The sequence below is a fragment of the Spirosoma terrae genome, from assembly GCF_010435915.1.
In the GTDB taxonomy this organism is placed as follows: domain Bacteria; phylum Bacteroidota; class Bacteroidia; order Cytophagales; family Spirosomataceae; genus Spirosoma; species Spirosoma terrae.
This window is the reverse complement of sequence record NZ_JAAFZH010000001.1, coordinates 215,252-234,103: the sequence shown is the minus strand read 5'-3', so window position 1 is coordinate 234,103 and position 18,852 is coordinate 215,252. Positions and strand designations below refer to the sequence as shown.

Sequence of the window (18,852 nt, the reverse complement as noted above, 5' to 3'; positions counted from 1 at the left end):
CCTTTAGAACTTAAGGCCACCCTCGCGGGCTGCATCGGCCAGTGCTTTTACTTTACCGTGATACAAATAGCCATTACGATCGAATACTATAGTATCGATGTTTTTGGCAAGCGCTTTTTCAGCCAGTCGTTGTCCGACTTTTTTTGCCGTCTCAACGTTGTTGCCTTCAATCTCGCTCTTTAATTCAACTGATGAAACTGAAGCTAGTGTGTTTCCAGCTATGTCATCAATTAATTGAGCATAAATCGCTTTGTTAGAGCGAAAAACGGACAACCGTGGACGCTCAGCAGTTCCAGACACTTTTGCCCGAATACCAAACTTAATCCGTTGTCTTCTTTCTTGTTTACTTGTTGCCATGTTATTTGATTCCGACCAAATAGGCGTTTATATGTATATGTTGATCCTGTAGGCTGAAGTTTGTCGCTAAACGTAGAATCATTTCAACAACAAACCTCAACTGACAAGCTTTATTTTTTAGACGAAGATTTACCAGCTTTCCGACGAACTTGCTCGCCAACGAAACGGATACCTTTGCCTTTGTATGGCTCAACTTTACGTAGTGAGCGGATTTTAGCGGCTACGTCGCCAAGGAGCTGCTTATCAGAACCTTCCAGATATACTTTTGGATTCTGACCTTTTTCCGTTACAGCTGTTACTTTTATTTCTGCAGGAACAGCTACATACACATTGTGCGAGTAACCGAGTTGCAATTCAAGAACATTGTTTGTAACGGCAGCTTTATAACCAACCCCAATAACTTCAAGGTTAATTTTAAATCCTTCGCTAACACCCGTAACCATATTGCTTACCAGAGCGCGATATAAACCGTGTAACGCTTTATGACGTTTCTGTTCGGTTGGGCGTGTTACTTGGATTTGACCGTCTTCGACTGCTACCGAAATGTCCGGGTCGACCGACTGGGTCAGGGTGCCTTTAGGCCCTTTTATCGTTACAACATTCTCTTTGTCAACAGAAAGTGTAACGTTACTTGGCAGGGCGATGGGTTTCTTACCTATGCGTGACATCGTTCAATTCGGATTAATATACGTAACACAATACCTCTCCGCCCACGTTAAGCGTTTTCGCTTCTTTATCCGTCATTACTCCTTTCGAAGTCGAAATGATGGCAACACCCAATCCGTTCAGGATACGAGGCAGGTTATCAGCACCGCGGTACTGGCGCAGGCCTGGACGGCTGATACGTTGTAGGTCCACGATAGCTGATTGCTTTGTGGTTGGGTTGTACTTCAGAGCAATTTTAATGGTGCCCTGCGCAGAAGTATCATCGAACTTATAGTTCTGAATGTACCCTTTATCGTACAAAACTTTCGTAATTTCTTTCTTTATATTGGAAGCAGGAATTTCCACAACCCGGTGCTTAGCCCGGATAGCGTTTCTGATACGTGTCAGAAAATCTGCTATTGGATCTGTATTCATTCTTAGCGTTGCGTTACTTGCAAACCCCTGTTTCCAAGAAAGTTCGCAAAATTACGGAAACTGAATTACAAATGGAAATGGTAACTGGAACTACCAGCTTGATTTTGTTACACCTGGAATTTTACCTGCAGAGGCCATTTCACGGAACGTTACCCGGGAAATACCAAATTTACGCATGTAACCCCGTGGGCGACCCGTTAATTTACAACGGTTATGTAAGCGAACAGGTGATGCATTTTTAGGTAACTTGTCCAAACCGATGTAATCACCGGCAGCTTTCAGAGCAGCTCGCTTCGCAGCGTATTTAGCTACCAGTGCTTCGCGTTTCCGCTCGCGTGCTTTGATTGATTCTTTTGCCATGTCGATCGGTTATTTTTTGCCAGAATTTGCAAATGGCATACCCAATGATTTCAACAACTCGTAGCTTTCAGTATCGGTATTTGCGGTAGTAACGAACGTAATGTCCATTCCCGAGATCCGAGCCACTTTGTCAATACTAATTTCAGGGAAGATGATTTGCTCCTGGACACCGAAAGTATAGTTACCACGGCCGTCGAATCCTTTATCACTAATGCCTTTGAAATCCCGAACCCGAGGTAACGAAACGGTCGTTAATCGATCCAGAAATTCATACATACGCTCCCCGCGCAACGTTACCTTCGCACCGATGGGCATTTTTTCCCGCAGCTTGAAGTTCGAAACAGCCTTCTTCGATAAAGTCGGAACGGCTTTCTGTCCTGTGATAGTCGTTAATTCCTCAACACCTACGTCAACCAACTTTTTGTCAGCGACGGCGGCACCGATACCCTTGTTAATGACAATTTTAGACAGACGCGGTACTTGCATAACCGACTTATACTGAAACTTGTCTTTTAACTGAGCTACGACCTCGTTTAAATATTTTTCTTTCAGTCTTGGCGTTGCCATTTTCTTAGACTTTATTATTTACGACCCGCGTCAGGAATAAAATTACCGCTCTTCTTAGAGAAGCGCTGAAGTTTACCCTTATCATTCAACTTACGGCCTGTGCGAGTTGGCTCGCCAGTAGCAGGATCAACCAATTTAAGGTTACTGATATGAATTGACCCTTCCGTCTTTTCCAGGCTTCCCTGTGGGTTAGAAGCGGTTGGTTTCATGTGCTTCGTAATCATAGCGACGCCCTCAACACGAGCACGATCTTTCTCTACAATGACTTCTTTCACCACACCGCGCTGACCTTTTGAGTTACCACCAATCACGAGGACCGTATCGCCCGTCTTGATGTGGAATTTATGCTTTGGCAGCGTTTTTTTCTTTTCCATTGCTTACAATACCTCTGGAGCTAACGATACGATTTTCATAAACTGCTTCTCACGCAATTCACGAGCTACAGGCCCAAAAATCCGGGTGCCACGTGGCTCATCGTTGTTGTTAAGCAGCACAGCCGCATTGTCCTCAAACCGGATATACGAACCGTCTTTACGACGTACTTCTTTTTTTGTCCGAACGACAACAGCTTTAGAAACTGTGCCTTTTTTCATGTTGCTGGACGACAGAGCTTGCTTCACTGTGACGACAATCTTGTCACCGACAGAAGCGTAGCGTTTGCCTGTACCGCCCAGAACTCGGATAACCAGCACTTCTTTAGCGCCACTGTTATCTGCTACTCCTAATCTTGATTCTTGCTGTACCATGGCTTACTTCGCTTTTTCGATAATTTCGACTAAACGCCAACGTTTATTTTTGCTCAACGGGCGGGTCTCCATTACGCGAACTGTATCGCCGATTCCACACTCGTTATTCTCGTCGTGAACAGTAAGTTTCTTCGTTTTATGTTGAAACTTACCGTACAAAGGGTGTTTCACTTTCCGTTCAACGGCAACAGTGATTGTCTTTTGCATTTTATTGCTTGTCACCCGTCCGATACGCTCTTTCCGAGCGTTCCGCTCTGCTTGCGGCTGTTCTGTTGCTGCAGCTACTGGCGTTGCCTCCTGTGGTGCTGATGCTTGTTGCTCTTCCATCGTCGTATCTTATATTAGGCTTGCCGCGATTTAACCGTCAGTTCAGTGTTCAGGCGAGCAATCCGTTTACGGCTCTCGCGAATACGCATTGGGTTCTCAACTGGAGATACTGCGTGAGCGAACTTCAGCTTTAGCAGACGATCTTGTTCCGCAACGATTTCGTTACGTAATTCGTCGGCCGACAGTCCTTTTAAATCTTCTTTTTTCATCTTGTTCGTCGCTTGAGGAGTTTATTCGCCTTGCTCCTGATAATCACGGCGGACTACAAATTTGGTCCGAACTGGCAGCTTTTGAGCTGCTAAGCGTAAGGCTTCCATGCCTGTTTCCAGACTAACGCCCGTTGCTTCGAACATAATTGTGCCGGGTTTTACTACGGCTACCCAGTATTCAGGAGCACCTTTACCTTTACCCATCCGTACTTCAGCTGGCTTTTTGGTAATTGGCTTATCTGGGAAAATGCGAATCCATACCTGGCCTTCACGTTTCATAGCACGTGTTACGGATATCCGAGCGGCCTCTATCTGGCGAGCGGTAATACGACCCGGTTCCAACGATTTGATACCAAACGTACCAAATGCTATTTCATGGCCACGAGATGCGATACCAGGAATCCGCCCTTTTTGCTGCTTGCGAAATTTTGTTCTTTTTGGCTGTAACATCTTTTTAAGAAGTCTACAGTTTACAGTTGATTAGTTTTCAGTTGTAGGTTTGGTCCAAAGCTGAAAACTGAAAACTGAAAACTAATCTATCGTCTTTGGCCCCCTCCACGGTTGCCGCCCTGGCCTCCACGGTTGCCACCCTGGCCTCCACGGTTACCACCACGGTCATTACCATCACGGCCACGGCCACCACGATCACCACGGTTACGGCCACCACGGTCATTACCATCACGGTCACCACGGGCACCCCGACGATCACCACGGTCGTTAGCACTTGCGGTACGCTCACCAGCCTGAGTTTGACTCATCATGGCAGCTGGAGAAAGATCACGCTTGCCATACACTTCTCCTTTAAAAATCCACACCTTAATGCCGATTTTACCGTAAACGGTTTGTGCTTCAGAGATAGCGTAATCAATATCAGCACGTAGTGTATGAAGAGGGACACGACCTTCTTTATATTGTTCTGAACGTGCAATTTCTGCTCCGCCCAAACGTCCTGATACTTTAACTTTAATACCTTGTGCTCCTACACGCATGGCAGACTGAATAGCCTGTTTCATAGCACGACGGAACGAAATCCGAGCTTGAAGCTGCTGAGCGATTGCTTCACCAACTAGTTTAGCATCGATTTCAGGACGTTTAATCTCGAAGATGTTGATCTGGACATCTTTGCCAGTCACTTTCTTCAACTCTTCTTTGATTTTGTCAACTTCACCACCGCCTTTACCGATAACAATACCTGGACGAGCTGTGTGAATTGTGAGAGTTACACGTTTCAGTGTACGCTCGATAACAACCCGAGCAATGGCTCCTTTAGGGATACGGGCGGCAACGTATTTCCGGATTTTTTCGTCTTCAACGAGTTTATCAGAAAACTCTTTACCGCCGTACCAGCTCGATTCCCAGCCACGAACAATACCAAGTCGTAGGCCAACTGGATTAATTTTTTGTCCCATTTCTTAGTTCTCGTTTTCTGGGGTTTCTGCTTCTGCCTGATCTAAAACTGGCTGAGCCGCACTATCCACCACAATAGTGATGTGGTTAGAACGCTTCCGAATCCGGTGTCCACGACCTTGTGGAGCTGGACGCAGACGCTTTAGCATTGGGCCGCCATCTACGAAGATCGTTTTTACATAGAGGTCTGCATCTTCGATACGTTCCCCATCATTTTTTTGCTGCCAGTTTGCAACCGCCGATAACAGAACTTTCTGTAATACGGCAGCGCCTGCTTGTGGCTGATATTTTAACAGACCCAACGCCCGGCTAACGCGCTGACCACGAATTAAGTCGGCGATTAACCGCATTTTACGGGGCGACGTGGGCACATCTCTAAGTCTTGCTACTGCTTCCATTTTTTTGAAGTTTTCAGTTTCAGTTTTCAATTGACATCAGAAGAGATCAACTAAAAGCTATTAACTTTCTTATCGTTTGCCCTTGTCTTTCTTTGCAGTGTGTCCCCGGAAATTCCGCGTTGGGGAAAATTCACCAAGCTTGTGACCTACCATGTTTTCGGTCACATAAACTGGGATAAATTTGTTGCCATTATGTACGGCGAAGGTATGGCCTACGAAATCCGGCGAAATCATTGAGCGACGCGACCAGGTTTTGATGACCGATTTCTTGCCCGAATCATTCTGAGCCTGAACTTTATTGTCTAGGCGAAAATCAATATAGGGGCCTTTTTTAAGTGAACGTGCCATTGTTATCTGTTACTTTTTGCGTCGGCTAATAATCATGCTGTTCGAAGCCTTATTCTTCTTACGGGTCTTCTGACCTTTAGCGAACTGGCCGTTACGTGAGCGTGGGTGACCACCAGAAGCCCGGCCTTCACCACCACCCATTGGGTGATCAATTGGGTTCATCACAACACCACGAACGCGAGGACGAATACCCAGCCAGCGGTTACGACCAGCTTTACCGACTACTACGTTCATATGGTCTGGATTAGAAACAGAACCAACTGTTGCCATACCAGCGCTTAATACACGACGAGTTTCACCTGATGGCAGACGCAGAATTGCGTACTTATCTTCACGGCCAACTAACTGAGCATACGTACCAGCCGAACGAGCCATTGAACCACCTTTACCAGGCGTTAATTCAATATTGTGAACGATAGTACCGATAGGCATTGCCGATAAAGGCATTGCATTTCCTACGTCAGGAGTTACCCCTTCACCAGAAATTACGGTCTGACCAACTGTAATTCCCTGCGGTGCCAGGATGTAACGCTTCTCACCATCAGCATACTGAACCAGTGAGATACGTGCTGAACGATTAGGATCGTATTCTACAGTCAAAACTTCGGCAGGTTGGCCGACTTTATCGCGCTTGAAGTCAATAATACGGTAGTGCCGCTTATGACCTCCACCAATGTAGCGCATAGTGCGGTGACCTTCATTGTTACGGCCACCGGTTCTCTTTAGGGGCTCCAGCAGACTTTTCTCTGGCTTGGAGGTTGTTATTTCAGCAAAGTCAGGTGCTACGCGGAAGCGTGTACTTGGCGTTACTGGTCTTAGTTTCTTAACTCCCATGACTGATTAATTGGTAGAGCAATGCTCGTTTACAGGTCAGCGTATATATCGATTACTTCGCCTTCTGCAACCGTAACGATTGCTTTCTTCGTAGTAGGGGTTTTGCCCGTTACGACGCGCCCGTTAATATTTTTGCTACGTTTTTTACCTAGTGAACGTAACGTGTGAACAGACTCGACGTTTACACCGTATAGTTTTTCTACGGCTTTACTGATTTCGAGTTTGTTAGCTTTCAAATCAACCTCAAAAGCATACTTTCCCTGCTTGTTAAGGCCCGTCATTTTCTCGGTGACGATTGGTCGTTTTAGTATGCTCATGATTATTTTTCGAACAACGTTTGAATAGTTGACAAAGCTTCTTCGCTAATTAAAAGCTGATCAGCATTCATCAGATCATAGGTATTTACCTGTGATGTGGTCGTCACTTTAGCCTTCTGCAGGTTCCGGCTCGAAAGCACAACGTTCGTATTCACATCTGGCAGAATAAGCAACGTCTTACGATCACTTACGTTCAGATCAGCCAGAAACTGGATATAATCTTTAGTACGTGGAGCTTCGAGCGCAATGCTATCAATAACCGAAATGTTATTTGCCTGTGCCTTCACCGCTAAAGCCGACTGGCGTGCCAACGACTTTACTTTCTTATTTAGCTTGAAGCTGTAGTCGCGGGGGCGAGGACCGAAAATAGTACCACCACCAACGAATACTGGCGATTTTAAGCTACCAGCACGAGCGCCACCGGTACCTTTTTGTTTCTTCAACTTACGAGTTGAGTGAGCATTCTCAGCGCGCTCTTTCGCTTTGTGTGTTCCCTGACGCTGGTTGGCCAGGTATTGTTTCACGTCGAGGTAAATCGCGTGCTGGTTCGGCTCAATACCGAAAATCTCTTCCGATAGCGTGACTTTCTTACCAGTGTCCTCGCCTTTGCTGTTATATACGATTACTTCCATGACCTACTTCTCGATAATAACGTATGAATTTTTGGCTCCCGGAACCGAACCGCTAACAACGAGCAAATTTTGCTCAGGCAGAATACGTAGTACACGCAGGTTTTGAACTTTTACGCGGTTGCCGCCCATACGACCTGCCATACGGAGGCCTTTAAATACGCGCGAAGGGAACGAGCAGGCACCAATCGAGCCTGGGTGACGACCCCGGTTATGCTGACCGTGCGTTTGACCGCCAACCCCGCCAAATCCATGACGCTTCACAACGCCCTGGAAACCGCGACCTTTAGCTGTTCCAACCACATCAACGAAGTCTCCTTCGCCAAATACGTCAGCTGCTAATAGCGTATCGCCTAAGTTAAACTCCTGTTCGAATTCTTTGAATTCAACCAGTTTACGCTTAGGGGTGGTGCCAGCTTTTTTGAAGTGACCCAACTCCGGCTTGTTGGTGTGCTTTTCTTTCTTATCGCCGAAACCCAGTTGCACAGCCGTGTAGCCATCTTTCTCAATGCTACGAACTTGAGTTACGACACAGGGACCTGTTTCAATCACTGTACATGCCAGAGCCTGCCCGTCCGCATTGTACACGCTGGTCATCCCGATTTTCTTGCCAATTAAACCAGACATTTTTGTTTGTTTAAAGTAAGCAGGTAAAAAATAGGTACTATTTCCGCACTCAGACCCTCTGAATCGGGCCGCAAAGGTAGGCATTCTGTAAGACGAATCCTATATATGCCTAACAATCAGAAGAAAAAAGAACAAAAAAAGGTCAGGCGTAATACACCTGACCTTTTATGACTATACCGTACCTACACACGTAGGTAAGTTTAATCGAAAGTCAGGTGTGGTTTCCACTTATCGTAGACCTTCACCCTCGTATGTCTTTTTGACCCTTTATCGAGTTTGGGAGTGCAAAATTATGAAATTTTCTTATAAAGAAAAACTTTTCCTAAAAGAAGTTTTTAATAATTAGACACTTAGGTTGCTGTAACCAATAAAAAATAGAGGTTTGATAACAAATGTATCAAACCTCTATTTGCAAAGCCTTTCTATTAATTGTTAGACTTTAATTTCCACATCAACACCGCTTGGTAACTCAAGCTTCATCAATGCATCAACCGTCTTAGCACTGCTGCTATAAATATCAACCAAACGCTTATAAGTACAAAGCTGGAACTGTTCCCGTGCTTTCTTATTTACGTGAGGAGAACGTAATACCGTGTAAATCTCTTTGTCAGTAGGCAAAGGGATTGGACCACTTACAACAGCACCGGTTGATTTAACGGCTTTAACAATTTTCTCAGCCGACTTATCAACCAGCATGTGGTCGAACGATTTCAGCTTAATGCGAATTTTTTGGCTCATTGTGTTTTGGTTCGTTATATGGTTAAACTAAGCACTGCCGAAAGAACCATTTACTCCGACAGCACAAAAAATGGGCAGTAAACCAATTTAGATTTACTGCCCAATATCGAATAGGCTTATGCCTTCACGGTACCTTTTTCTTTGGCAACTACCGTATCAGAAATATTCTGAGGAACAACTTCATAGTGCGAGAAGGTCAAGTTAGCCGTAGCACGACCTGACGACATCGTGCGCAGATCCGTTACGTAACCGAACAACTCCGACAGAGGTACGTCAGCCTTGATCACTTGTGATCCGGCTTTCGAATCCATACCTTTCATTACGCCACGACGACGGTTAAGGTCACCCGTGATTGGACCGGTGTATTCTTCTGGCGTTAGCACTTCAACAGCCATGATTGGTTCAAGCAGTTTCGGACCAGCCTGACGAGCTGCTTCACGGAAGCCCAGGCGAGCTGCCATCTCGAATGAAAGTGAATCGGAGTCAACGTCGTGATACGAACCGTGGAACAACCGGACTTTCATGCTCTCGAGTGGGAATCCTGCTAATGGTCCATTCTTCAGCGACTCATCGAAGCCTTTCTGTACGGCAGGAATGAATTCTTTCGGAATCACACCACCAACAATACCATTAACAAACTGCAGACCAATTTTTGTGCTGCCATCTTCTTCCTGATCCCGTGGTCCCAGTTCAAAAACGATATCAGCAAACTTACCACGACCACCCGACTGCTTTTTATACACTTCGCGGTGTTCAACACTCTTGGTTAGCTTCTCTTTGTAAGCAACCTGAGGAGCGCCCTGGTTCACTTCTACTTTGAATTCCCGACGCATCCGGTCAATAATGATCTCGAGGTGAAGCTCGCCCATACCACGGATAATGGTTTGACCAGTTTCTTCGTTCGACTCAACCTTCAGGGTTGGGTCTTCTTCGATCAACTTACCAATTGCTTTCGAGAAGTTATCCTGATCAGCCGTTTTCTTCGGCTCAATCGCGTAACCGATAACCGGATCTGGGAATACCATCGATTCCAGAACGATTGGGTTCTTCTCGTCTGACAGCGTATCGCCAGTCTTAATATCTTTAAAACCAACCACAGCACCAATATCACCAGCCTCCAGACGCTCGATCTGGTTCTGCTTGTTGGCGTGCATTTGGAAAATACGCGAAATACGCTCCTTGTTACCCGAACGGTTGTTCAAGATATAGGAGCCCGATTCCAGTACACCCGAGTATGAACGGATGAAGCAAAGACGGCCTACATATGGGTCAGTAGCGATTTTGAAAGCCAGTGCCGAGAACGGATCGCTTGCCGATGGTTTCCGCGAAATCTCTTCGCCCGTATCTGGGTTCGTACCTTTGATGTTCTCTTTGTCCAACGGCGAAGGCAACAGCGCCATCACGTAGTCGAGCATGGTTTGAACACCTTTGTTTTTGAACGACGAACCGCAAAGCATCGGAACAATTTTCATCGCGATGGTTGCTTTACGCAGAGCGGCAAGAATTTCGTCCTCCGTGATTGACTCTGGATCTTCGAAATACTTCTCCATCAGGCTGTCGTCGAATTCAGCAACAGCTTCTAGGAGTTTCTCACGCCATTCGGTCGCTTCGTCCAGCATATCGTCCGGAATAGGAACAACCTGGAAGGTCATACCTTTATCTGATTCATTCCAGATAATACCCCGGAAGTTAACCAGGTCAACTACACCTTTGAAGTTATCTTCTTCACCGATAGGTAACTGAAGAGGGACAGCGTAGCTACCCAACATTTCTTTTACCTGACGGCATACGTTCAGGAAATCAGCTCCAGAACGGTCCATTTTGTTAACGAAGCCCAGACGAGCTACGTTGTAATTGTTAGCCAGACGCCAGTTGGTTTCTGACTGAGGTTCAACACCATCAACGGCACTGAACAAAAACACCAGACCATCGAGTACACGTAACGAACGGTTTACTTCTACAGTGAAGTCAACGTGACCCGGAGTGTCAATGATGTTAATATGGTATTTTTTGTCCCGATAGGTCCAATCAACGGTAGTAGCAGCCGACGTAATAGTGATACCACGCTCCTGCTCCTGCTCCATCCAGTCCATGGTAGCAGCACCGTCGTGAACTTCACCGATCTTGTGGCTTACCCCGGCGTAATAGAGAATGCGTTCGGTTGTGGTCGTTTTACCTGCGTCAATGTGCGCAGCGATACCGATGTTTCTCGTGAAGGTTAAATCGCGAGCCATTAGCTTGTTATACTGAAAGTTATGTTTCCCTAAATCTAAGTAAAGAGTCTAGCTAGTATCAGCCAATCCCCTTTCTACAAAATCAGGTCGCAAAATTACTGAAAGTCAATTAGAAAACCAACGTATCACTAAAGAATATCAAAGAAACTATTCTTCTTTTTTGTCCATTTAAGGAGTGATCACGTCTCAGTAAATGAGACTATGCCTTAGAATCATGCAAAACCCGTATATAGCACTTTTGCGAACAGCCTGGCAATACGCCCGGCATGAAAAACGGCAATATGTGCTTGTCTATTTCCTATTCATTCTAGCCAACGTAGTAGCGGCACTACGTCCCTTACTATTTGGCTGGTTTGTGGGTCAGTTTCAGCAACCAAATGTCGACATCCTGCGTCTGGTTTGGCTTTATGCGGGTGGTTACGTAGCGCTAGAAATCCTGGAATGGGCCTTTCACGGTCCTGCACGGGTCATGGAACGTCGATTAGCCTTTAATTTGAGTCGCAATTTTCTAGATGAATTGTTTCATCAGACACTCCATTTACCTGTTGGCTGGCATAAAGATCATCATAGTGGCGTAACAATTAACCGAATTCGTAAAGCCTATGACGCGCTGAAAACCTTTTTTCAAGATGGCTTTATCTATCTTCAGGCATTGGCAAAATTTGTGTTTTCGTTCGGGGCAATGCTTTACTTCTCACCTGCATTTGGTCTGGTGGGTGTGCTACTAGGAGCACTCACCATTTGGGTGATTTTGTGTTTCGACCGACCATTTATCAAAGCGCTCGACGAAACCAACGAACGGGAACATGTTGTATCGGCCACGCTCTTCGACAGTTTATCCAACATCATTACCGTAATTACGCTACGTTTGGAAGCCCGGATTCAGGCAGGCCTGGGATATAAAATTGCCGAGGTTTTCCCGCCGTTCATGCGGCAGGTAAAAATCAACGAGTGGAAATGGTTCGCGGCTAGTATGCTCGTTGCCTTGATTTATGTCGTGATGGCTGCGGGTTACGTGTATCAGCATTATACACCTGGCCAGGTTTTTATGGTGGGTGGGCTTGTTACATTACTAGGTTACGTGAATCAATTTACCAGCGTTTTTCATGACATAGCCTGGCAGTATACAGAGATTGTAAAGTATAACACAGACGTGCAAACGGTACGTAGCATCAGCGAAGCTTATGCTCAGCATGAGCATCCAGAATCAGCTGCCTTACCTGATAATTGGCATAACATCGCTATTGCTCAACTTAACTTTTCGCACGGACGTAACGTAACAGGAACATCGCAAAAAATAGCCAATCTAGATAATGTAAGGCTAAACCTTAGTCGCGGAAAACGGATTGCGTTTATTGGAGAAAGTGGATCTGGGAAGAGTACGTTACTTACTTTGTTACGTGGTTTATATCAGCCAGAGCCAGGCCTGTCGGTTTTAGTTGATGGGCAATTATTTCCTGACCTGAACGCGATCGCTAATACTGTTACGTTATTTCCCCAGGAACCCGAAATATTCGAGAGTACAATTGCCTATAATATTACGCTTGGCTTACCCTTCAGCGACGACGAGATACGCCAGGTATGCCGTGTAGCTCGCTTTGAGGAAGTCTTGAAGCAACTTCTTCATGGGCTCGACACCAATATTCAGGAGAAAGGCGTAAATCTATCAGGGGGGCAACGCCAACGATTGGCACTGGCTCGTGGTGTGCTGGCAGCCCGAACGAGTGATATTGTGCTTCTCGACGAACCAACGAGTAGTGTAGACCCTAAAACGGAGTTAGAGATTTACCGCGAACTATTGCGCGAATTTGCCGATAAGGCAGTTGTCTCCACGCTCCACCGGCTTCATCTGCTCCCTTTGTTCGACTACGTTTATATTATGCAGGACGGGCATATTGTAGACGCAGGAACATTCTTAGAACTTCGTCAACATAGTGTTATCTTTCAGGATATGTGGGCACACCAGAAAGAGGTCCTGCAACAAGCTAGTGTAAACTAAAAAGGGCTGGCATCTATAATAGCCAGCCCTTTTTAGTGATAGTTACTGTGTTACTCCACAGGAGCCTCTACAATGGTTACAATTTTCCACATTCCCCTGATGTCCTGCAAAGGAACTGTTACGTTCCCTCCATTTGGGTTATCGGAGTGAAGAGTAAGATACTTCCGGGTTATTAATTCATTGTCGCGTATTCGCTTGACAACGAAATAATCGCGATACATTACCGCGTAGACTCCCCCTGATTGATATTCCCAATCGCCCTGGCTAACAGGTACAGCCAATACTTTTGCGCCGTGAGCAAGTTGAGGGCTCATACTATTGCCTGATATTTCAAGCACAACCGCTTGCTTATAGCCTTTCATGACAGGCCTGCGTACTCGAAACAACTCGGTTTCTCTATCACCTACTCCATCGGAATAGCTCTCTACAAACGTCGCATAAAATCGAACTGGAACAAATGGTATTTCAACTGTCTCATCATCTGAGCCGGTGAGTTTTGCATTTGCTTCTGGAGAGTTCAATACGGGCAGAATACCCCGAATCAAATAGTCTGCGCTTATCTGAGGGTAACAAGCCAGCAAACTCATAATGGTATCATAAGATGGTTTTGCTCGTCCATTCAGAATATTATAGAATTTCGACGGGTTCTCCCCTAACTCTTTGGCGATCTGATATATAGTAATTCCTAAAGCATCAAATACCTGCTTTAACCGATCTTGTATAGTCACTGTATAATTAATTTTTTCTGAACATTTTTCTGCCATTGTAGTATAAGTTGTTGACACTATAATACAGGTAAAATATATTGCAATTATATTACAACAAACATACAACAATTATAGACGGCTTGAGATCAACAAAGCAATTTTCTTTTTGTAAAATTAATGAACCGAAATCGACTTACGAATCATAATTTACCTACTGTACTCTTTGTTGACATGAATAGCTTTTTTGCTTCGTGTGAACAACAGGTAAATTACTGGTTGCGCGGGCGACCAGTAGGTGTCTGCGTTTATACAGGCAAGCATGGATGCATTATCGCTCCGTCTATTGAAGCTAAAAATAGGGGGGTAAAAACGGGTATGCGTCTAGATGAAGCGATAGATCTCTGTCCCGATTTAGTGCCAATAGAAACGCATCCGAATCGATATAGGGAATATCATACTAAAATTATAGCCGTCTTACGTACATTCTCTGACGACGTAGTACCAAAAAGCATCGACGAAGCTGTGGTTGATTTAACAAACTATCAACTAGCTTATAAGGACATGCAACAGGTAGCCAAAGACATAAAACAGGCTATCCGTGAAAAGGTAGGCGACTATTTGAAATGTTCAATAGGAATTGCTCCTAATGTTTTCCTGGCAAAACTAGCTTCCGACATTCAAAAACCCGATGGCCTAACTATTATCACCCCCGACTCAATAGACGATATACTCAAAACTCTTTCACTAACAGATTTGCCTGGCATTGGATACCGAATGGCTGACAGGCTCCAATCTAAAGGCATAAATACCCCTATACAGCTTCGATATGCTTCTCCCGACCATTTACGTATTATCTGCAAAAGTATTATTGGCTGGCACTGGCATATTCGACTCAATTTTGGCGGAGAAGTCGATCTGGCAACTCAGGAAGGCAATAAAAGTATGTCTGCTATGAGAACGATCTCTGCCGATCAACGACAAACCTCGGAACGACTCGACGAATTACTACAATCGCTATGTTTAACACTTGAGCGACGAATGGTCCGACAAAAGGTCTTCTGCCAGGATTTATCATTTTCGTGCCGATATCATACGGGCAAAACGTTTAATTACGAAGTACACTTTCCCGAGCCTAAACAGGACGGCATTGAATTATATCAGATTATTAAAGACAGGCTTGCCAGGTTTCAGCAGTCACACCACTGTGAACCCGTTTTGAATGAACAGCTACGTAACATGAACGTAGTAGTTTTTCGATTTATCCCCACTGACGTAGTACCTCTTAATTTATTTGAAGACAATAAGCGTAAGAATAAATTTCGCCAAACCCTATACGACCTGAAAGCAAAATTTGGTGCAGACAAACTAGTACGCGCGACAGAGCTACGGGATAACCCCATCTATAAGGATGTCATTGGTTTTGGAAATATTAAAGACCTATAATACTACCTGCTCTTTCGGGCAAAAAAAAGTTGTTCTTCCTCCAACAACTGACCGCTCTATACGGGTATGACAACGTGGACAAAATTTATGAGCATCCAGATCATCGTACGGCGAATCGTCCCACTCACGAACATGTATAAGAAAACCTATCGGAAAATCCCGATACGTAGCTTCACAACGTATTGCCGTTTCAAGAACTAAACGAACTGAATCATAAATGTTTAGCAGTTGACTGTCAGTCAGCGTGTCAGCGCGTTGCTCTGGATGAACAAAGGCCTGAAATAAAACCTCATCAACGATCCAGTTTCCTAAACCCGCTACGATACTTTGATCCAGAAGTACGGGCTTAATTGGCGATTTTTTCTGTTTGATGCGTTTTGATAATTCACTCAACGTTATTTCTAAAGCATCCGGGCCGATCTTTTTCTGCTTTAGAAATTTGTCTATATCGTCTACTAGACCAATGCGTTCAAACTTCCTTGGACAAAGAAATCCCAGCTTAAAACCATTTGTAAATTCGAAGACGATGCGTGCAAAGCGCGGTTTGTCAACGGATGCATGATAATACTCCAGATCACCAGTCATGCCAAAGTGCATGTGCATAATTACGCCTGGTTCGTCGGTCAGCACAAATAAGTTTTTACCCACTCGTCGTGTACCGGTAAATTGACGATTATCAAGTGCAGCCAGAAGAGTAGTATAGTCTGTATTAAGCAGACGCTTATCTTCTACTTCTATATTACTAATTGGCTGATATAGCGAAGATGACTCTAAATATTGGCGTCGAATTTCGACTTCAGGAAGCTCGGGCATTGCTTTTTGACAGATAACCAATCCAAGGATAAACTTGTTATAAGATCATCATACACTGCGTTACGTGGCCTCACAGAGCCACTTTCCATTTTTTATTATTCGGCATAAAAATTTGATTATCACTAGCTTTTATATTTCTTTGTAACATACCGCTAGGAAACCTTTTTAGACAAGAACTAGTTATTTTATGCAATATGCTAGTATAACCAGGCGTTCCGAGATTACGCAAATACATAAAAACAGCTCTTTATCGATACGATTTTACTTTCTTAAGCCTAATCTACAGTCAGATGTAACAACCTCTACACAACCGCGAAAGCGGCTTTTTTAGTCTGTGCATGTTAAACTGTTAAACTGAAAATTGCTATGGAGAATAATCCGCCAAGGTCAAAATCGAATGGAGCCCTGTTAGCAGCCCTAATCATTATGACGGGTTTAGCTGGTATATCCAGTTATCTATATTTTGATCAGAAAAAGGTTTCAGAAAATCAAGAAGTAACAATTTCGGAGCGTGTTGAAGAGCTGTCTACAACACGAGTAAAGCTGGATTCTATTTCTACAGCACTGGATGCCAAAATTGCTGAAGTACAAAAGTTAGGTGGTGACGTCACCGAGCTAGAGAAGGTGAAAGCCCAACTAGAGGCAGATAAAGCATCATTGCGCAAAGGAAATCGTATTTCGATTGCTAAATATGAGGTCAAAATTAAGCAATACGAAGCTTTCCTGGTTGAGAAAGATAGCTTAATCGCTGATCTTCAGCGTGAGAACGTAACGTTGGCAAACAACGTCAAAGTCCTGGATGAAGAAAACACCGGATTAAAAACGGATAGACAGCGTCTTTCTGACTCAGTTACGACAGTTGTAGCTCAAAATCAGGACTTATCTACGAAGGTGACACGAGCAGCGGCTTTGAAAGCTCAAAACGTAAAAGTTTTCTCGGTTAACGCGAAAGGTAAAGTGAAAGAAGACGATGCTTATAAAGCAAAACGTCTGGACAAGATCAAGTTGGTTTATACCCTTCTCGATAATCCTCTTACTAAAGAAGAGCCTAAAGAGGTTTTTGTCCGCGTCCTTGATCCAACTGGGGCTGTTGTCTCTGATATGGCTAATGGATCAGGAACTTTCACTGTTGATGGCAACGAAACTATTTATACGACCAAGCAAACTGTTAATTACACAAGCAATGGTCAAAATGTGGAGTTGTTATATACTCGCGGCATTCCTTACAAACCAGGTAAATATACTGTTGAACTCTACTCAGAAGGCTTCCGCATAGGGTCTGGCGAGTTTGCGGTTCGATAGATTCCAACTCTCTCAAGTTCAAATAGAAGAAGCGTAGCATTTTAAAAATGCTACGCTTCTTCTATTTATAGCCAGTAAAATATATGAAATCCTGAGGAGTCTTTTGCCAGTTAATTCGTAAAACCTGGCCTTCCTTTTCCATTCCTTTATCGGTAAAGATACGGTCTGTTTGGATAGAGCCAATACTCGCTTTATTAAGCTTGAGTTGAATACTTTCTGCCTGACGGCTTAATAAAACATGCTCTAACTGCCGAATTTCTTTATCAGGATAAAACCTGGTATAAGCGATTGTTATCGTACTGTCTGTTTCTTTTTTTATCTCGGCATACGGCATTTTACCGTCTGGTATTGCCACGCAGGAGGGGTCTAAAAAGAAGTTGGTTTGGTATAAGCCTGAAGCTGCGCTCGTTATTGCCTGATTAGGCCGAACATCATTCTCATTCTGACAGGCGCTCAAAGCGACCAGTAATGCAAAAAAAAGAAGTTGTTTCTTCATCGGCCCCTGTAAATTTAGTTAATAGACCCAACCAAAAAATCAATCGTTTGAATTGCTCTAATTTTTCTCTGTACTAGCTTCATCGACAGCATTGACCCAAACTTTCATGTCGTTTAGTGTCATGGCGCCAAACTGCGTTGTAAAAGCAACATCGGCTGCATCGCGTCCGTAAGCAACTGTAATACGATTACCACGCGGCTCTTTCTGAGTCGCATCAAATGTAAACCAGCGGCCATCCACATAAGCTTCAAACCACGCGTGAAGATCCATAGGATCTAATTGGTAAAGATAACCAACAACCATTCTCGCTGGAATATTTAAAGCGCGGCAGAGTGAAATTCCTAAATGAGTAAAATCCCGGCAAACACCAATGCGTTTATTCGCTGTATCTACCGCCGATGTACTTGAGTCGCTGGTTCCATATTGATACGTTACGTTCTCGTGTATCCACCGCCGAATGGCTTCGGCCTGATCATAGCCGGCTTCACTATCTTTAGTAATTTCAACTGCTAAATTACCCAACTGATCGGATTGACAATAACGGCTTGGTAAAGTGTAATGTAATACGCCATCTGGTAATTCTTCTACAGGCGTATAGGGAGCCCCTTTCGCTACGTCAATCAAATCGGCAGTCTGCACGGACGCTGAAAAATGAATAGAAAATGGGCCCGTAGGTGCTACAACTCGTTGACATAGATTGCCGTAGATGTCGGTAAATTCCGTAACATTCACAGCAGGAGTTATCTGATACTCCTCCCTAATAATCCACTGCCCGGCTCCTGATCGAGGACGTAGCATTAGTACTAATGGCGTTGGTTCTTTTGCTTCAAAAGACAGCTCACAGCCTGCGTCGAGTTGCATGATGTATCTTAAGTATATGTTCGATAGAATAAGTTTTTTTTCGATCAGTTTGT

At 44.4% G+C, this 18,852-nt stretch carries 26 protein-coding genes; 3 read left to right on the top strand and 23 right to left on the bottom strand.

What is annotated here, in order from left to right; translation table 11 throughout:
• Positions 1 to 3 precede the first annotated feature (3 nt).
• The 19 genes from rplR to fusA all read right to left on the bottom strand — a co-directional run bounded on the left by rplR (position 4) and on the right by fusA (position 11,178).
• Positions 4 to 357 carry a 50S ribosomal protein L18 gene (gene rplR, locus GK108_RS01015; RefSeq protein ID WP_163941471.1) on the bottom strand — a complete coding sequence of 118 codons (354 nt, stop codon included), beginning with the start codon at positions 355 to 357 and terminating at the stop codon, positions 4 to 6.
• A 110-nt stretch (positions 358 to 467) separates the two neighbouring features.
• Entirely contained in the window at positions 468 to 1,025 is a 558-nt protein-coding gene (rplF, locus tag GK108_RS01010; RefSeq protein WP_163941468.1) for a 50S ribosomal protein L6, read from the bottom strand.
• Between the two features lie 13 nt (positions 1,026 to 1,038).
• On the bottom strand, positions 1,039 to 1,437 hold the full coding sequence (gene rpsH, locus GK108_RS01005; RefSeq protein WP_163941465.1) for a 30S ribosomal protein S8: 399 nt from the start codon (positions 1,435 to 1,437) through the stop codon (positions 1,039 to 1,041).
• Positions 1,438 to 1,527: 90 nt separating this feature from the next.
• Positions 1,528 to 1,797: a 30S ribosomal protein S14 gene (gene rpsN / locus GK108_RS01000; RefSeq protein WP_163941461.1), complete on the bottom strand. Its 270-nt coding sequence runs from the start codon at positions 1,795 to 1,797 to the stop codon at positions 1,528 to 1,530.
• Positions 1,798 to 1,806: 9 nt separating this feature from the next.
• Positions 1,807 to 2,364, bottom strand: coding sequence for a 50S ribosomal protein L5 (gene rplE / locus GK108_RS00995; protein ID WP_163941458.1), 558 nt, complete (start codon positions 2,362 to 2,364; stop codon positions 1,807 to 1,809).
• A gap of 14 nt (positions 2,365 to 2,378) precedes the next feature.
• On the bottom strand, positions 2,379 to 2,738 hold the full coding sequence (rplX, locus tag GK108_RS00990) for a 50S ribosomal protein L24 (protein ID WP_163941455.1): 360 nt from the start codon (positions 2,736 to 2,738) through the stop codon (positions 2,379 to 2,381).
• A 3-nt stretch (positions 2,739 to 2,741) separates the two neighbouring features.
• The gene (gene rplN / locus GK108_RS00985) at positions 2,742 to 3,110 is read right to left on the bottom strand and encodes a 50S ribosomal protein L14 (RefSeq protein WP_012930232.1); all 369 of its coding nucleotides are present in this window, start codon (positions 3,108 to 3,110) and stop codon (positions 2,742 to 2,744) included.
• A 3-nt stretch (positions 3,111 to 3,113) separates the two neighbouring features.
• On the bottom strand, positions 3,114 to 3,437 hold the full coding sequence (rpsQ, locus tag GK108_RS00980) for a 30S ribosomal protein S17 (RefSeq protein ID WP_163941453.1): 324 nt from the start codon (positions 3,435 to 3,437) through the stop codon (positions 3,114 to 3,116).
• A 14-nt stretch (positions 3,438 to 3,451) separates the two neighbouring features.
• Complete coding sequence (gene rpmC, locus GK108_RS00975; protein ID WP_163941450.1) at positions 3,452 to 3,646, bottom strand: 50S ribosomal protein L29; 195 nt, start codon at positions 3,644 to 3,646, stop codon at positions 3,452 to 3,454.
• Positions 3,647 to 3,667: 21 nt separating this feature from the next.
• Positions 3,668 to 4,096, bottom strand: coding sequence for a 50S ribosomal protein L16 (rplP, locus tag GK108_RS00970; protein WP_163941447.1), 429 nt, complete (start codon positions 4,094 to 4,096; stop codon positions 3,668 to 3,670).
• 86 nt (positions 4,097 to 4,182) lie between these two features.
• Positions 4,183 to 5,055, bottom strand: a complete 873-nt coding sequence (gene rpsC, locus GK108_RS00965) for a 30S ribosomal protein S3 (RefSeq protein WP_163941444.1) — start codon at positions 5,053 to 5,055, stop codon at positions 4,183 to 4,185.
• A 3-nt stretch (positions 5,056 to 5,058) separates the two neighbouring features.
• Positions 5,059 to 5,451: a 50S ribosomal protein L22 gene (rplV, locus tag GK108_RS00960; RefSeq protein ID WP_163941441.1), complete on the bottom strand. Its 393-nt coding sequence runs from the start codon at positions 5,449 to 5,451 to the stop codon at positions 5,059 to 5,061.
• A 69-nt stretch (positions 5,452 to 5,520) separates the two neighbouring features.
• Positions 5,521 to 5,799, bottom strand: coding sequence for a 30S ribosomal protein S19 (gene rpsS, locus GK108_RS00955; protein ID WP_012930238.1), 279 nt, complete (start codon positions 5,797 to 5,799; stop codon positions 5,521 to 5,523).
• Between the two features lie 9 nt (positions 5,800 to 5,808).
• Complete coding sequence (gene rplB, locus GK108_RS00950) at positions 5,809 to 6,633, bottom strand: 50S ribosomal protein L2 (protein WP_163941438.1); 825 nt, start codon at positions 6,631 to 6,633, stop codon at positions 5,809 to 5,811.
• 29 nt (positions 6,634 to 6,662) lie between these two features.
• Positions 6,663 to 6,950: a 50S ribosomal protein L23 gene (rplW, locus tag GK108_RS00945; RefSeq protein WP_163941435.1), complete on the bottom strand. Its 288-nt coding sequence runs from the start codon at positions 6,948 to 6,950 to the stop codon at positions 6,663 to 6,665.
• Between the two features lie 2 nt (positions 6,951 to 6,952).
• The gene (gene rplD / locus GK108_RS00940; protein ID WP_163941427.1) at positions 6,953 to 7,582 is read right to left on the bottom strand and encodes a 50S ribosomal protein L4; all 630 of its coding nucleotides are present in this window, start codon (positions 7,580 to 7,582) and stop codon (positions 6,953 to 6,955) included.
• 3 nt (positions 7,583 to 7,585) lie between these two features.
• The gene (gene rplC / locus GK108_RS00935) at positions 7,586 to 8,206 is read right to left on the bottom strand and encodes a 50S ribosomal protein L3 (protein WP_163941426.1); all 621 of its coding nucleotides are present in this window, start codon (positions 8,204 to 8,206) and stop codon (positions 7,586 to 7,588) included.
• 432 nt (positions 8,207 to 8,638) lie between these two features.
• Entirely contained in the window at positions 8,639 to 8,944 is a 306-nt protein-coding gene (rpsJ, locus tag GK108_RS00930) for a 30S ribosomal protein S10 (RefSeq protein ID WP_077134125.1), read from the bottom strand.
• Positions 8,945 to 9,060: 116 nt separating this feature from the next.
• Positions 9,061 to 11,178 (bottom strand): elongation factor G, encoded by a 2,118-nt coding sequence (fusA, locus tag GK108_RS00925; protein WP_163941424.1) that lies wholly within the window; start codon positions 11,176 to 11,178, stop codon positions 9,061 to 9,063.
• Positions 11,179 to 11,392: 214 nt separating this feature from the next.
• On the opposite strand from fusA, the gene GK108_RS00920 reads away from it, so the two are divergent.
• Positions 11,393 to 13,177 (top strand): ABC transporter ATP-binding protein, encoded by a 1,785-nt coding sequence (locus tag GK108_RS00920; protein ID WP_163941423.1) that lies wholly within the window; start codon positions 11,393 to 11,395, stop codon positions 13,175 to 13,177.
• 50 nt (positions 13,178 to 13,227) lie between these two features.
• Here the strand turns inward: GK108_RS00920 and GK108_RS00915 are convergent, their stop codons facing one another.
• On the bottom strand, positions 13,228 to 13,941 hold the full coding sequence (locus GK108_RS00915; RefSeq protein WP_212592696.1) for a LexA family transcriptional regulator: 714 nt from the start codon (positions 13,939 to 13,941) through the stop codon (positions 13,228 to 13,230).
• A 174-nt stretch (positions 13,942 to 14,115) separates the two neighbouring features.
• On the opposite strand from GK108_RS00915, the gene GK108_RS00910 reads away from it, so the two are divergent.
• Positions 14,116 to 15,327 carry a DNA polymerase Y family protein gene (locus GK108_RS00910; protein WP_246224607.1) on the top strand — a complete coding sequence of 404 codons (1,212 nt, stop codon included), beginning with the start codon at positions 14,116 to 14,118 and terminating at the stop codon, positions 15,325 to 15,327.
• Here the strand turns inward: GK108_RS00910 and GK108_RS00905 are convergent.
• A complete protein-coding gene (locus GK108_RS00905; protein ID WP_163941419.1) occupies positions 15,322 to 16,140 on the bottom strand; it encodes an Fpg/Nei family DNA glycosylase in 819 nt (272 codons plus the stop codon). The genes GK108_RS00910 and GK108_RS00905 overlap by 6 nt on opposite strands.
• Positions 16,141 to 16,506: 366 nt before the next feature.
• Between GK108_RS00905 and GK108_RS00900 the strand changes: the two genes are divergently transcribed.
• Entirely contained in the window at positions 16,507 to 17,442 is a 936-nt protein-coding gene (locus GK108_RS00900) for a hypothetical protein (RefSeq protein ID WP_163941404.1), read from the top strand.
• 61 nt (positions 17,443 to 17,503) lie between these two features.
• Here GK108_RS00900 and GK108_RS00895 read toward each other — a convergent pair whose 3' ends face one another.
• Together GK108_RS00895 and GK108_RS00890 are read right to left on the bottom strand one after the other, a co-directional pair.
• A complete protein-coding gene (locus GK108_RS00895) occupies positions 17,504 to 17,938 on the bottom strand; it encodes a hypothetical protein (RefSeq protein WP_163941396.1) in 435 nt (144 codons plus the stop codon).
• A gap of 57 nt (positions 17,939 to 17,995) precedes the next feature.
• A complete protein-coding gene (locus tag GK108_RS00890; protein WP_163941394.1) occupies positions 17,996 to 18,799 on the bottom strand; it encodes a transglutaminase domain-containing protein in 804 nt (267 codons plus the stop codon).
• Positions 18,800 to 18,852: the final 53 nt, after the last annotated feature.

Bases quoted from the DNA above. Each gene is read 5' to 3' on its own strand.
- rplV (WP_163941441.1), bottom strand. From the start codon at position 5,451: ATGGAAGCAGTAGCAAGACTTAGAGATGTGCCCACGTCGCCCCGTAAA.
- rpsH (WP_163941465.1), bottom strand. From the start codon at position 1,437: ATGAATACAGATCCAATAGCAGATTTTCTGACACGTATCAGAAACGCT.
- rplB (WP_163941438.1), bottom strand. From the start codon at position 6,633: ATGGGAGTTAAGAAACTAAGACCAGTAACGCCAAGTACACGCTTCCGC.
- rplN (WP_012930232.1), bottom strand. From the start codon at position 3,110: ATGGTACAGCAAGAATCAAGATTAGGAGTAGCAGATAACAGTGGCGCT.
- rplD (WP_163941427.1), bottom strand. From the start codon at position 7,582: ATGGAAGTAATCGTATATAACAGCAAAGGCGAGGACACTGGTAAGAAA.
- rplE (WP_163941458.1), bottom strand. From the start codon at position 2,364: ATGGCAACGCCAAGACTGAAAGAAAAATATTTAAACGAGGTCGTAGCT.
- GK108_RS00920 (WP_163941423.1), top strand. From the start codon at position 11,393: ATGCAAAACCCGTATATAGCACTTTTGCGAACAGCCTGGCAATACGCC.
- fusA (WP_163941424.1), bottom strand. From the start codon at position 11,178: ATGGCTCGCGATTTAACCTTCACGAGAAACATCGGTATCGCTGCGCAC.
- GK108_RS00890 (WP_163941394.1), bottom strand. From the start codon at position 18,799: ATGCAACTCGACGCAGGCTGTGAGCTGTCTTTTGAAGCAAAAGAACCA.
- rpsJ (WP_077134125.1), bottom strand. From the start codon at position 8,944: ATGAGCCAAAAAATTCGCATTAAGCTGAAATCGTTCGACCACATGCTG.
- rpsS (WP_012930238.1), bottom strand. From the start codon at position 5,799: ATGGCACGTTCACTTAAAAAAGGCCCCTATATTGATTTTCGCCTAGAC.
- GK108_RS00900 (WP_163941404.1), top strand. From the start codon at position 16,507: ATGGAGAATAATCCGCCAAGGTCAAAATCGAATGGAGCCCTGTTAGCA.
- rpmC (WP_163941450.1), bottom strand. From the start codon at position 3,646: ATGAAAAAAGAAGATTTAAAAGGACTGTCGGCCGACGAATTACGTAAC.
- rplP (WP_163941447.1), bottom strand. From the start codon at position 4,096: ATGTTACAGCCAAAAAGAACAAAATTTCGCAAGCAGCAAAAAGGGCGG.
- rpsQ (WP_163941453.1), bottom strand. From the start codon at position 3,437: ATGGAAGAGCAACAAGCATCAGCACCACAGGAGGCAACGCCAGTAGCT.
- rplX (WP_163941455.1), bottom strand. From the start codon at position 2,738: ATGGAAAAGAAAAAAACGCTGCCAAAGCATAAATTCCACATCAAGACG.
- rplW (WP_163941435.1), bottom strand. From the start codon at position 6,950: ATGAGCATACTAAAACGACCAATCGTCACCGAGAAAATGACGGGCCTT.
- rplC (WP_163941426.1), bottom strand. From the start codon at position 8,206: ATGTCTGGTTTAATTGGCAAGAAAATCGGGATGACCAGCGTGTACAAT.
- GK108_RS00905 (WP_163941419.1), bottom strand. From the start codon at position 16,140: ATGCCCGAGCTTCCTGAAGTCGAAATTCGACGCCAATATTTAGAGTCA.
- rpsN (WP_163941461.1), bottom strand. From the start codon at position 1,797: ATGGCAAAAGAATCAATCAAAGCACGCGAGCGGAAACGCGAAGCACTG.
- rpsC (WP_163941444.1), bottom strand. From the start codon at position 5,055: ATGGGACAAAAAATTAATCCAGTTGGCCTACGACTTGGTATTGTTCGT.
- rplR (WP_163941471.1), bottom strand. From the start codon at position 357: ATGGCAACAAGTAAACAAGAAAGAAGACAACGGATTAAGTTTGGTATT.
- rplF (WP_163941468.1), bottom strand. From the start codon at position 1,025: ATGTCACGCATAGGTAAGAAACCCATCGCCCTGCCAAGTAACGTTACA.
- GK108_RS00895 (WP_163941396.1), bottom strand. From the start codon at position 17,938: ATGAAGAAACAACTTCTTTTTTTTGCATTACTGGTCGCTTTGAGCGCC.
- GK108_RS00910 (WP_246224607.1), top strand. From the start codon at position 14,116: ATGAATAGCTTTTTTGCTTCGTGTGAACAACAGGTAAATTACTGGTTG.
- GK108_RS00915 (WP_212592696.1), bottom strand. From the start codon at position 13,941: ATGGCAGAAAAATGTTCAGAAAAAATTAATTATACAGTGACTATACAA.